The organism is Microcoleus sp. D2_18a_D3, from assembly GCF_036702455.1.
Lineage (GTDB): Bacteria > Cyanobacteriota > Cyanobacteriia > Cyanobacteriales > Microcoleaceae > Microcoleus.
This window is the reverse complement of the sequence record NZ_JAUBTK010000050.1, coordinates 43,543-54,591: the sequence shown is the minus strand read 5'-3', so window position 1 is coordinate 54,591 and position 11,049 is coordinate 43,543. Positions and strand designations below refer to the sequence as shown.

Annotated in this window: 13 protein-coding genes; 6 read left to right on the top strand and 7 right to left on the bottom strand. The window is 45.0% G+C overall.

Annotation, left to right across the window (positions count from 1 at the left end):
- Nucleotides 1-176 precede the first annotated feature (176 nt).
- Nucleotides 177-416: a hypothetical protein gene (locus QUB06_RS21640; RefSeq protein ID WP_333437008.1), complete on the bottom strand. Its 240-nt coding sequence runs from the start codon at nt 414-416 to the stop codon at nt 177-179.
- Nucleotides 417-525: 109 nt separating this feature from the next.
- Between QUB06_RS21640 and QUB06_RS21635 the strand changes: the two genes are divergently transcribed.
- The 3 genes from QUB06_RS21635 to QUB06_RS21625 all read left to right on the top strand — a co-directional run bounded on the left by QUB06_RS21635 (nt 526) and on the right by QUB06_RS21625 (nt 2,599).
- Nucleotides 526-666 (top strand): hypothetical protein, encoded by a 141-nt coding sequence (locus QUB06_RS21635; protein ID WP_333437007.1) that lies wholly within the window; start codon nt 526-528, stop codon nt 664-666.
- A gap of 265 nt (nt 667-931) precedes the next feature.
- The gene (locus QUB06_RS21630; RefSeq protein ID WP_333437006.1) at nt 932-1,774 is read left to right on the top strand and encodes a TlyA family RNA methyltransferase; all 843 of its coding nucleotides are present in this window, start codon (nt 932-934) and stop codon (nt 1,772-1,774) included.
- Between the two features lie 135 nt (nt 1,775-1,909).
- Complete coding sequence (locus QUB06_RS21625) at nt 1,910-2,599, top strand: hypothetical protein (protein ID WP_333140748.1); 690 nt, start codon at nt 1,910-1,912, stop codon at nt 2,597-2,599.
- 192 nt (nt 2,600-2,791) lie between these two features.
- Here the strand turns inward: QUB06_RS21625 and QUB06_RS21620 are convergent, their stop codons facing one another.
- The 6 genes from QUB06_RS21620 to QUB06_RS21595 form a co-directional block, all read right to left on the bottom strand.
- Nucleotides 2,792-4,282, bottom strand: coding sequence for a DUF697 domain-containing protein (locus tag QUB06_RS21620; protein ID WP_333437005.1), 1,491 nt, complete (start codon nt 4,280-4,282; stop codon nt 2,792-2,794).
- A gap of 83 nt (nt 4,283-4,365) precedes the next feature.
- A complete protein-coding gene (locus tag QUB06_RS21615) occupies nt 4,366-4,629 on the bottom strand; it encodes a hypothetical protein (RefSeq protein WP_333437004.1) in 264 nt (87 codons plus the stop codon).
- A 520-nt stretch (nt 4,630-5,149) separates the two neighbouring features.
- Nucleotides 5,150-6,586, bottom strand: a complete 1,437-nt coding sequence (locus tag QUB06_RS21610; protein WP_445251411.1) for a YcjF family protein — start codon at nt 6,584-6,586, stop codon at nt 5,150-5,152.
- A 238-nt stretch (nt 6,587-6,824) separates the two neighbouring features.
- Complete coding sequence (locus tag QUB06_RS21605) at nt 6,825-7,259, bottom strand: thioesterase family protein (protein WP_333286106.1); 435 nt, start codon at nt 7,257-7,259, stop codon at nt 6,825-6,827.
- A gap of 275 nt (nt 7,260-7,534) precedes the next feature.
- Nucleotides 7,535-8,617, bottom strand: coding sequence for an ATP-dependent 6-phosphofructokinase (locus QUB06_RS21600; RefSeq protein WP_333286108.1), 1,083 nt, complete (start codon nt 8,615-8,617; stop codon nt 7,535-7,537).
- A gap of 310 nt (nt 8,618-8,927) precedes the next feature.
- Nucleotides 8,928-9,170: a hypothetical protein gene (locus QUB06_RS21595; RefSeq protein WP_333140736.1), complete on the bottom strand. Its 243-nt coding sequence runs from the start codon at nt 9,168-9,170 to the stop codon at nt 8,928-8,930.
- 137 nt (nt 9,171-9,307) lie between these two features.
- Between QUB06_RS21595 and QUB06_RS21590 the strand changes: the two genes are divergently transcribed.
- Genes QUB06_RS21590 through QUB06_RS21580 form a run of 3 tightly spaced genes read left to right on the top strand, consistent with a single transcriptional unit; the run spans nt 9,308 to nt 10,916 of the window.
- Nucleotides 9,308-9,814, top strand: coding sequence for a hypothetical protein (locus QUB06_RS21590; RefSeq protein ID WP_190746025.1), 507 nt, complete (start codon nt 9,308-9,310; stop codon nt 9,812-9,814).
- 9 nt (nt 9,815-9,823) lie between these two features.
- Nucleotides 9,824-10,159 carry a hypothetical protein gene (locus tag QUB06_RS21585; RefSeq protein ID WP_333286111.1) on the top strand — a complete coding sequence of 112 codons (336 nt, stop codon included), beginning with the start codon at nt 9,824-9,826 and terminating at the stop codon, nt 10,157-10,159.
- Nucleotides 10,101-10,916 (top strand): FkbM family methyltransferase, encoded by an 816-nt coding sequence (locus QUB06_RS21580; protein WP_333286112.1) that lies wholly within the window; start codon nt 10,101-10,103, stop codon nt 10,914-10,916. Before QUB06_RS21585 ends, QUB06_RS21580 begins: the two co-directional genes overlap by 59 nt.
- Nucleotides 10,917-11,049: the final 133 nt, after the last annotated feature.

The following is an 11,049-nucleotide window of genomic DNA, read 5'->3' as shown; positions in this document are numbered from 1 at the left end:
TTACGGATATGGGTTGATTTACATTCTGGGCATTGCATAAATTATTCCTCCTATTCATACTCTAACTCAGCAACGCCGATTAAAAATTAGAGATTAAAGATTTGAATAATTGGGAATGGCTGATGAATTAAGGGTTTGGAGCTTCCCTATAATTGCATTCTTGTTTGAAACTGGTGTTAAAAATCGCCAACACATCCCCAGACGAGGCATTTGTCCAGGGGATTTTTGCTTTGGCGCAGAGCGACTTGTGCGACGGTTGTTGCTTCTACTTCGCCGTTGGGGTAAAGAATGTGGATGATGTCACCGCTGACGAAGGCGAGGGGATTTTCTTGACAATTGCCCGCATTTCTGATAGGAAAGTTAATTGTTTTCATGGTCGATCGCCCTGATGGTATTTGCAGTGCTTTTAGCTGCATATAAATCATCTGTCATTGGCCGCAATTTTTGTGTGATTCCTATGAATGTTGAGCTGTGATAAAAGTAGACAATCGGAGCGATCTCAGTCACATAATGGGGAGCATCTCAATGAAAGCAGCAAAGCTCGAAATTGGAATTAGGAGTCAGGAGTCAGGAGTCAGGAGGAAAGAAGAAGAAGGAAGAAGGAAGGAGGAAGAAGGAAGGAGCCATAATAAGTGTTTTTACAAATATGAGATGCTCCCCACATAATGGGAGGTGGCGCGATCGCCCCGCGACAATCGCAAAACCAAAATAATCGCCAAAAATTAGCAGTCGGGCTTGTGCGTAATATCAAATCCGTTAGCATCGGAATAGTAAATCCGAGTTCACTGTTCACTGTTCACTGTTCACTGTTCACGGCGTCAACCGTCAACAGTCAACCGTCAACCGTCAACATCATGTATGAGTGTAACCGGAAATGATATAAGTGCTAATCTGGTACTGTTCTTAACCCTATCCGTACAGATTAAAAACCTTGGCTAAACAGCGACTAGACACTTTATTGGTCAGCCTAGATTTGTGCAGTTCCAGACAGCAAGCTCAGGCCTTGATTCGGACTGGGAAAGTATCCATCAACCAACAGGTAGTTGACAAACCGGGCACTGAGGTTGACATTGCAGCAAAAATTCAGATCAAAGAGCGATCGCGCTATGTTTCCAGAGGCGGCGACAAATTAGCCAAAGCTTTAGAAGTTTTTGCGATTCCCGTTGCAGGCAGAATTTGTCTCGACGGTGGCATTTCCACAGGCGGTTTTACCGACTGTCTGCTGCAAGCCGGCGCTGCCCTAGTGTACGGCGTAGATGTTGGCTACGGTCAAGCAGATTGGGGCTTGAGGAACGATCCGAGAGTAATTTTGAAAGAACGCACCAATTTGCGGTACATGACTGCTACTGAGCTTTACGGCGACTCTGCGCCAGCAGATTTGGCGGTAGTAGATGTGTCGTTTATTTCCCTGGATAAGATTTTACCCGCGCTGTGGGAATTGTTGATACCACCGCGAGAAGCGGTGTTGCTGGTAAAACCGCAGTTTGAGGTAGGGCGCGAGAGAGTCGGGAAAAAAGGCGTAGTGCGAGACTCAGCCACTCAAGCGGATGCGATTTTTCAGGTGTGGAAGGCAGCCACAGCTTTAGGATGGCAGCAACGCGGCTTAACGTGGTCGCCTTTACTTGGCCCGGCCGGTAATATCGAGTATCTTTTATGGTTGGGGATCGATCGCGAACAAGAACCAGACCAGATGGCGATCGAAGAGGATGTTGTGAAGGAACGGATCGCACAAGTCACCAAAGCGGCCGCGCGGGAACTTGTCGATCGATTGTAGATTGTAGATTGTAGATTGATTTCAAGATGTCAAGCTAATCTATTTTAAAAATCAAATTTGGAACTCCAGATTGATCTAAAATTTCAATTTTTTTGTCAATCAGACTCCTAAACTTTCACAAGAGTGAATAATTCCATGCAATCATTCAAACAAGCCGGCTCGATTTTACTCTACGTTCTAGGTGCCATCGGATATGTAGCAATTGTAGCTAGTATTGTAGGCGTTTCAATGCTCATCAAGTGGGCAGCTCTGCTACTGGCAGACAAATTATTATATACAATTCTGATTATCGGGGATTTGTTGAGGGGTATCGAAATTATTGAACTGTTAAATATATTGGTATTTGCATTTATCGGTATGGGAGTGGGTGTGGCGACAAGGCTTCTACACCCTCAATACGGTCGCAAAATTAGTGCGGCTTTGTTGATAGTTATAGTTCCCTTAGTTTTCATGATTACGCCAGCCATCAGATATAATTCTTGGCTGGAAAAAGTAGGAGAATCCGATAAATTATCGCCTCCGGAAACTGCCACATTAACTAACTCATTTTTGAACAGAAAGGTAGGACTGCCTGGTTTTATCGGTTATTACGTATATAGTGGTCAGTTTCCGGTTATTCCGACGAAACAATCAGAGATGAAAGACCTTGACAGCTTTGAAAAAAAAGTTAATTCCAGATTTGTACAGTTCACAGGTATTGCTCCGACTATTGTTTCTTGGTCAATGCGGGTTTGTTTTTGGCTGATTAGAATATTTTACTTTTCTATAGCGGTAATTGCGACCATCGCTCATTTTAGAGAAGGCGTTAGAATCGCGAGACGGTAATACGATTTTCGATTTTGGATTAAAGAATTGGGAATCACGGATGAATATCGTGGTTGGAAGCTTAGCTACAGTTGCATTCTTTTTTGACAATTGTATAAGAATAAAAGCAGTAGGGTGCGTCAGATCCTAGCTCTTCGATTATTCACAAATAACCATCTGGTGACGCACCCTACTCAACTACTAGGGCAATTTTTAATTGCCAATTTTAAACTCTTGCTGCAGGCGATCGATAATTGTATTACGCTCGATGGTGGCGAGAATGTCTTGAATTACCGTATCTTGTCCCAAGGGGCCCCAGGTGCAGCCTTTTTCTAAATAAACTTGGGCGGCGCGACCGACAGCGTAGGTTCCGTAAGCTGCTAAACTAGCTTGAGTGACAGCAACTCCGGCAAAAGTAGAAAAGCCGATGTGCGGGGCCGCAGCGGCCGCAGTTTTGCCAAATCCCAACAGAAAACTGCTACCCAATTCTCCCAAAAGTACGCCGCCAGCGCTGGAGAAAATGGTCTGCCAAAGTTTCCCGGCTTCGTAACCAGTCATGGGTAAGCCGTAAAGTCTGGATAAAGAGCGAATTAAGGCTAAATCTGCGACACTTGCTCCCATTACATCCAAGAATGCCACTGGATTTAAACCGACAGCTAAAGCTTTATATTTTGCAAATTGCCAGATTAAATCTTCGGCTTCTGTTTGTCGCAATTTGAGAACGTGACGGGCAATGTTTGCTTCGGCATCTCTAGCTTCAACTAAAGCATTTAGAGCGAGGAGCGATCGACCTTCTCTGTTAAGAATTGTCAAAATTTTATGTTTGAGTTCGTCTATCTGCGCCGGCGGCGACTCCCATTCGTGACTGACTCTTCCGTCGGACCATTCCACCCGCACTTGCACCGGCGCTGGTTCGGCGGCTACCATGACTATTTCTAAAGATTTGGAAGTTTTAGGCGGTGATTTTACAGTAGATTTATGGGAGGAGTTGTTTGGGCGATCGGACAAATTTTCGCTATCTGTTTCCTCTATTACCACAGCGGCTGCTAACTCTTCAGAATTTCCCAGCGTTTGCAAACTTTGGTAAATAGCTTTTCTGTCTAATTCTGGATACAGGTCAATTTTATTAAAAACTAAAATCACCGGTTTTTGAGCTGTTTGCAATTCGCACAGCGCTTGATATTCAGTTCGGGTGATATCGCCTGCAACGACAAACAGAATTAAGTCAGCTTGGCGAGTTACTTGTTTCGCCATTTCGCCACGCACTTCGCCGCCAACTTCATCAAGTCCGGGAGTATCGATTAATTCTACTTGCACCCCTCCTTTCCCCCCCTTGCCAACAGGGGGTTGGGGGGATTCGTCGCTGTCAAGGAAGGATAAAGGCACACTCCAGCGCACGGAACGCGGCCACTGAGTCACGCCGTTGAGAGGGCCTGTTTGCAGAATTTTGTGACCTAAAAGCGCGTTTAATACGGCTGACTTGCCACGGCTGACTAAGCCGAAAGTAGCAATGCGGATTATGTTGTGGTCTAGTTTTTCTGAGGTGGAAGTTAAGATATCTAACTGATATTGCAGCGCCGCTTCTAATTCTGTATTATTCGAGTTTTTTTTCCCTTGGCGCAGGTGGGAATAGCGCGCCAGGGCTTCGCGCAAACTGGCACGGGCTAGGGATAAGCGATTTTCTTGAAGGGAATTGTCAGCCATTGGCGATCGGCTTTTTTAAGCAGGTATAATTGATCGTCGAATTATAAATCCTATTTCTTATTTTAATACAATTTTTCATAAATTTATAATTTTTTAGTTGTCAGTTTTCCAAAAAATATTGAACGGGCAAGATGCCCGTTCCACAATAACAAAAAATTTTTGTGGAACAGGCATCTTGCCTGTTCGTTCCACAATAACAAAAAATCTTGGTGGAACAGGCATCTTGCCTGTTCCTTTATTTTAGTTAATTGACCAAGGAAAATATTAACTGGTTGCCTGGTTCTGCTGGGGAACAGACATCTTGTTGCCTGTTCCACAACAGAAAAACTGTCTTGTGGAACAGGCATCTTGCCTGTTCCTTTATTTTAGTTAATTGACCAAGGAAAATATTAACTGGTTGCCTGGTTCTGCCGGGGAACAGGCAAGATGCCTGTTCCACAACAGAAAAACTGTCTTGTGGAACAGGCATCTTGCCTGTTCCTTTATTTTACTTAATTGACCACCGACTTAACGGTTTCGGGCCCAGATACCTGAGTTGACATACTCACCGACCTGAAGGTGCGGTGATTCCTAAGCCTCACAACTTAGGTTTCTGCTTCGAATGCAACTGCCTCTACCCACAAGGAGATTTGGTCTTACGTTCGCTCCACAGACTAACCCCGCAAGCCCTGCGGTTTTATGTGTCGAATACCAACAAAAATCTTTGTTGTTTGATTCTAGGGGTGGACTGCCCATTGCCCTGTCCTCTTTTCCCGGTCTACCGATTTTTCTTCCCCGTTGCAGTCATTGCAAGCTTTGGTGTTAGGGTTTATGTCTCCATCGTCGCGGGTGGGTCATTGACCAATTATATTCTAACACAAAGCCGTCCTAAAAGGACGGGGTTTCTACCCCATTTTTTGATGAAAGGCGACTCGCCACTTGGTTGACGAAAGATTGCAAGAAAGAAACTTGCTGATTTTGCATAAATACTGCTTGCAAAGTTTTAGTCAACTGGTCGATATTTAAAATGCCTATTGCAGCATTTTCCCCTTCTCGACTTTGGAAATATTCAATTAAACTTAGTCCAGCTATTCTGGTAAAATATGCTGCACTAATTCCCTGCACTGCGCCTCCGGCTACGTAGGTGACAGCATTGCTTTTCAGCAATCCAGTAATAGTTTGGGTAGACATTTCTACCAACCCCAATTTAAACATTTGACTTGCCAAAGTTGCCGCTACTGTCTTAGCTTGGTCTAAGGAAAACTTTTGCTGGTAGATAGCGCCGAGGTCGATTACGAGTTGGGTGCTAATGGCGGTTGTTGCTAGCAAGTCTAAAGCTGGAACCGGGTTAGTAAAGACGGCGGCGGCGGCGATGTACTGATATTGTTCGATAATGGGAATTGCCCGATCGCGCCTGACTGCATTTAATAAGGTTTTCGCCTCTAACTTGATACTTGCAGCCTCGCGCACTGCACTCGCCCAGACCAACTGTTGCCGTTCTTCAGTTAAGATTTTAGTCAATCTTTCCGTCAGCCCGTCGAGTTGAGAGACTTGATTTTCGATGCGTTCTTGAACTGTGCCGTCCGCTTGGTGGCGGCGAACTTTAATAGAATTGGGAGAAGCTGCGATCGCAATTATCTCTTCTGTTCCCAATATTCCTTGCATTTTCTGCTGCAAAGAGTGCAAAACCTGCGACTGCTGTTCTGGCAAATATTGGTCTTGTTTGTTCCAGACTAGCAACACGCGCTGACCTGCGGACGCTAGCTGAGATAATGTTTTAAATTCCGAATCTGTGATGTCGCCCGCTGTTACAAACAGCACTAAATCACCGTTGATTTTGGCATCGGCATTTGTATTAGCAAACAGCGCTGCTGTTTCTTGTAAACTAAGCTTTTGCGGGTGTTGAGAAGCCCAATTAGAATTTAAAACTTGAATTAAGGCAGTTTTGCCGACAGCTTTGCCGCCAGTTACGGTAATCCGTAAATCTTGTCTATCTAATTCGCTTCTGAGCCGATCGAGCTTTGCTGTTAGATTAGCAGGATCGGCGGAGTTTGGAGCTTCTGAGGCTAGCAATTTAATTGCCGCTTCGGAAGCCGCGATCGCTTTTTCGGCTGCTTCCCTGTTGGCCAGGGGTTGCGGGAGTGCGAGTTCTAGTTTGGGGGATTGTTGCTTCCACCACCAATACCCCGCACCTGCAGCCGCCAAGCCGATGAGTGCCGTTTCGCCCATTTCTGAACCCGAATGCTGTAGAGTTTCCAGCAGCCACAGCGCTGCTGAAAGTCCTATTCCGCCTATCAAAATCGGTCGCCGCAAGTTAAGTGTCATTTTTCCCTTCCTGTGGGTATTGTCGCCAAGCTTAACCTTACCGGGCTTGGCCTCCCTCCCTCTATTCCATCGTACCTCTGTGGCATCCAAACTGGCAGGCGGGCGATCCGACTTTTTGCGATCGGGATTTGCGGCCCCGGCGACAATCAACCTTTTGCACTTCTACAAATGGGGAATATTGGGCCCAAGCCCTCACTACAAACGGGGAGATTTTTACAGCACTTTTCAAATATAAGAGTTAATTTTTTGTTGGTGTTGGTAATGCTTGAAACTGCGATTGAAAAATATCAATTATTTGTTTGGGAATTGCTCGCGGGCGCATGGTGGTAACTTCAACCCAAACCCAAAGCGCCTCTGCTTTTAACAATATTTCGTCACTTCCAGCCAAGCGAATTTCGTAGCGGCGGACAGCGCGCGGGCCGCGCATTTGTTCGATCCAAGTGGATATCTCCAATCGATCGCCCGAGGCTGCCGATCGCAAATAGTCAATCTCTATCCGTCGCATTACAAAGACGCCGCCCAATTCCCGGTAGCGATCGAGTGTAAATCCCAAATGTTCTAAATGTTCGATCGCAGCGTGTTCTAAATAATGCTGGTAAACAGCATTATTTACGTGACCGAGAGCATCCATTTCATAATGTCGCACTCTAATTTCTGTAGTAAATGGTGTCAATTTCTCACCTTTCCACTTGTTGCGGTATTTTGTAGTTCCGAGTGCGATCGCACTCTGGGTCGATACTCGCTCAGAACTGATTGCAAGTTACACTCAATAGTTAAAACATCACTGCTTCCAGGTTAATCTTAGTCCTAGAAGCACAGACGGTCATCACCTTGGTTTTTTTACGACAATACACTGGCTTAAAACCCTAAGTCTCGGTTGAAAAACCCGGTTTCTTGGTTCTGAGTGCGTCCCGGACTAAATCTTTGAGAAATCGGACGGGTAATTGTTTAGTCTCCCAGACAAATCCCTAAACCGCGAGCCGTTTTAACCAGAGTACCATCAAAGTCTACAGGTCTGTATTTGGCGATCGCATCTTCCAGAGGAACGCTAACAACTTCCCGCTTTTGCCAAGATACCATGCAGTCGTATTTCTCTTCGGCAATTAAATCAACTGCTGCGACGCCAAAAGCAGAAGCAATTAACCTTTCTAGCGGTGAAGGAGTCCCTCCGCGTTGAATATGTCCCAAAACAGTGACGCGAGTTTCTGCACCGCTGCAGTCAGAAATTGTATCCGCTAAATACTGACCAATTCCGCCTAATCGACTTTGACCTAAGCGATTTGTGTGCATTACTAATTCGCCTTCTTCAGTGCGAACTGCCTCCGCTACTATAATTAAACAGTAGTTTTTTCCCCGGTCTAGGCGTTCTTGGATTTGGGCACAAATTTGGGAAATTTTGTAAGGGATTTCGGGAATCAGAATTATATCAGCTCCCCCAGAAATTCCGGCACTGATCGCAATATGTCCCGCGTCGCGTCCCATGACTTCAACAATCATGACGCGACTGTGACTTGCCGCAGTAAAATGCAAGCGATCTAGTGCTTCAGTGGCAATATTGACAGCCGTATCAAAACCGATGGAACGCTCGGTAATTCCGACATCATTATCTATTGTTTTAGGAATAGCCACTAAATTCAAATTGCCGTGTTGAGCAATCTTCCTGAGAATGGCGAGACTGCCGTCGCCACCAATGCCAATTAAAGCATCCAGACCTAGTTGATGATAGCCTTCGATAATGTCGTCAGAACGATCGCGTAGACTCCCATCCGGCATCGGGAAAGCAAAAGGGTCGCCCTTATTTGTCGTACCTAGCATGGTACCGCCAATGGTGAGCCACGAGTCTACTTTCTCAATATCCAACGGAATTGCTTCAGGGGGACGGCTCATCAATCCGTTGGTGGCTTGACGAATCCCCATGACTTTCCAATTGTAAGTTCCCGTTGCGCGGTAGACAACGGCTCGAATAACTGCATTTAAGCCTGCACAGTCACCTCCGCTGGTGAGGATACCGATACATTTTTGTTCTCCCATAATTGCCCGACTTTTGTTACTCTGAATATGAGTTGATATTTTTAGATCCCGATCGTCCAATCCTGATTTTAGACGTAAATAGGTAAGCGAAAATAAACTTTACTTTGTAACAGAATGTAAAGCTATCATAACTTTTGTGATAGCTTTCATAAGATATCGCTCCTTTGGGGGGCGTTTCACTCGTTTTTGACTACTTATGTATTTTCAAGCTTCATCGACCTAATTGAGTGCCTCATCTCTGACGCATCCCACAAGTTCGATCGCCAACTAAGTAGCATCGCCAATCACCGTCTCCAACAAAACATCAATTTTACTTGGGATTGAGGCGTTTAGAAACTTGGTTAATTATACCGCTGAGAATAGCACCCCCCATAAGAATTCCGAGGGCGGGATTAAATACGGGCTGCCAGAGACTGTACCACAAATCAAAACCGAGATTCACGCCAGTCGATCGACCTGCTACTGCGATCACAAACCACCCAAAAATGGCAAAGACGAAAAACACATCAGCTACTAAAAACAAGTTGAGCAAGTTAAGAAATTTATCTTTCATTGTCGAGGGTTCCTTTTGAGTGTATATGTGTCAACTTTTGGCAAGCGGTTGGTAATGGAGCGGATTGATAGCTGCAACTGGCGATCGAATAAAGATAAAATATCATTCAATTGTTTTCGCGCACAGGCTGTCAAAATATGGTTCGCTATACACTTCCTCAAAGCCCCGAAATTATTTTAACTGTCAAAGGGAAAGATTCAGCCAAAGCCCGCGAAGAAGCGATGGATCGGCTGATGGAACTCATGGATGAGGGCAAGCTGCCTACGGAACTCGTGGAGGGATTTGGGCCCAAGCAGTTTGTTGAAGTTAAGGATATCGAAGATGCTGCGTCTGAAGGCGAGGACGCGATTACTGAAGCAGTGCAGATTTTGAGCAATTTGGCAAGTCTCAAATTGAAAGTGATGGAATCCCGCGAAGAAGCACTCAAAATCCGGGCGGCGATCGACATTTTGTTTACAGATGAGGCTGTGACTGCCGAGGAAATTGGTCGTTTGAAAGATGGTTTCAAGGTTCTCAAAAACTTTGCTCAAGCTAACGTCCGCTATCGAGAAGCTAGAAGTAAAGCCGAAGAAGCGCGGGCAATTCTCGACGAAGCTTTGCAATCTGTAGAACCGGAAAACAAGGCGCAGAAGTCGGCGAAATAGCAGCAGGTTGTGTTAAAACTCACATCAGGCACCATTCTCAAGAACAGGCAAGATGCCTGTTCCACAAGAAAATTTACTATATATTGTGGAACAGGCATCTTGCCTGTTCATAAAAAGCTTATTGACAATGGTGCAACATCTGAGTTAAAACCTATTTCTGTCATTGCCATCCGCAACGAAGCAATCGCCGAGGTTTGCGATTGCTTCGTTTCTTTATTCGGACATACAATAACTCTGCTGCAAGACATAATATTAACTTTATCCACATTGAAATCAGGAGAAAATTGTGAACCAACAAACAGGAACTCTCAGAAACTCGATGTCCGGCAGCTTGCTGCTGGCTAAAAAGTTAGGCTTTCAACCAAGAACTGTGATTGATGTCGGTGCGGCATTAGGAACTTTTAATCTTTACGAAACTTTCCCCGATGCGCGACATTTGCTAATTGAGCCGATCGCCGAAAATGAACCTTACCTCGCCAAAATTTGCCGCCATCTCAAAAGTGCAGAATACATTATTGCTGCAGCGACCAAAGAATCGGGAGTTTTCACCCTCAACGTCAGTCCCGGTATGGTGCATTCTTCACTTTCTGAAAATCCTGTTACTGACAGCAGCAATCCTTATTTGAGAAACATACCAGCAATTACCCTGGATGGAATATGCAGGGAAAGAAATTTGCCAGGCCCGTATTTAATTAAAGTTGATGTAGACGGACAGGAAGTAGATGTTTTAGCGGGAGCAACTGAGATTTTGCAGCAGACTGAATATGTAATTGTAGAAGTTACTTTGTTCGGTCAGATGTATGATGTAATGAGTTTTATGAAGTCCCAAGGATTCGCCGCTTACGATATAGTTGATTTGGCATATCGCCCGATTGATTCAGCTTTGTGGCAAGTTGACATGGCTTTTGTTAAGGAATCCGGTCACTTCCGAAAAGAGAGGGGTTACGCGACAGGAGAACAGGATATCGAAGCACTTAACTCCCATCTCAAAGCTTATCGGGAAAGTTTCATCCAACACATTGAGACTCATTACAGCGACCCAGTAGAGCCGGAACCACAGGTCACTCAAGCTGTTTTGGGCGAAGATTATGTCATCATTTAACTCAAGTTGCTTCCATCTGATACCAAATCCTGGTCGCACTTCGCACGCTTGTTTAATTACTCCTCAACCTCTAAAAAACGGGTTTTCTAAATGCTGCTATTGTCGTCTATAAGCTGGCAATCTGCTGTATATT

Bases quoted from the DNA above. Each gene is read 5' to 3' on its own strand.
- QUB06_RS21640 (WP_333437008.1), bottom strand. From the start codon at position 416: ATGCAGCTAAAAGCACTGCAAATACCATCAGGGCGATCGACCATGAAA.
- QUB06_RS21635 (WP_333437007.1), top strand. From the start codon at position 526: ATGAAAGCAGCAAAGCTCGAAATTGGAATTAGGAGTCAGGAGTCAGGA.
- QUB06_RS21625 (WP_333140748.1), top strand. From the start codon at position 1,910: ATGCAATCATTCAAACAAGCCGGCTCGATTTTACTCTACGTTCTAGGT.
- QUB06_RS21620 (WP_333437005.1), bottom strand. From the start codon at position 4,282: ATGGCTGACAATTCCCTTCAAGAAAATCGCTTATCCCTAGCCCGTGCC.
- QUB06_RS21615 (WP_333437004.1), bottom strand. From the start codon at position 4,629: ATGCCTGTTCCACAAGACAGTTTTTCTGTTGTGGAACAGGCAACAAGA.
- QUB06_RS21610 (WP_445251411.1), bottom strand. From the start codon at position 6,586: ATGACACTTAACTTGCGGCGACCGATTTTGATAGGCGGAATAGGACTT.
- QUB06_RS21600 (WP_333286108.1), bottom strand. From the start codon at position 8,617: ATGGGAGAACAAAAATGTATCGGTATCCTCACCAGCGGAGGTGACTGT.
- QUB06_RS21595 (WP_333140736.1), bottom strand. From the start codon at position 9,170: ATGAAAGATAAATTTCTTAACTTGCTCAACTTGTTTTTAGTAGCTGAT.
- QUB06_RS21590 (WP_190746025.1), top strand. From the start codon at position 9,308: ATGGTTCGCTATACACTTCCTCAAAGCCCCGAAATTATTTTAACTGTC.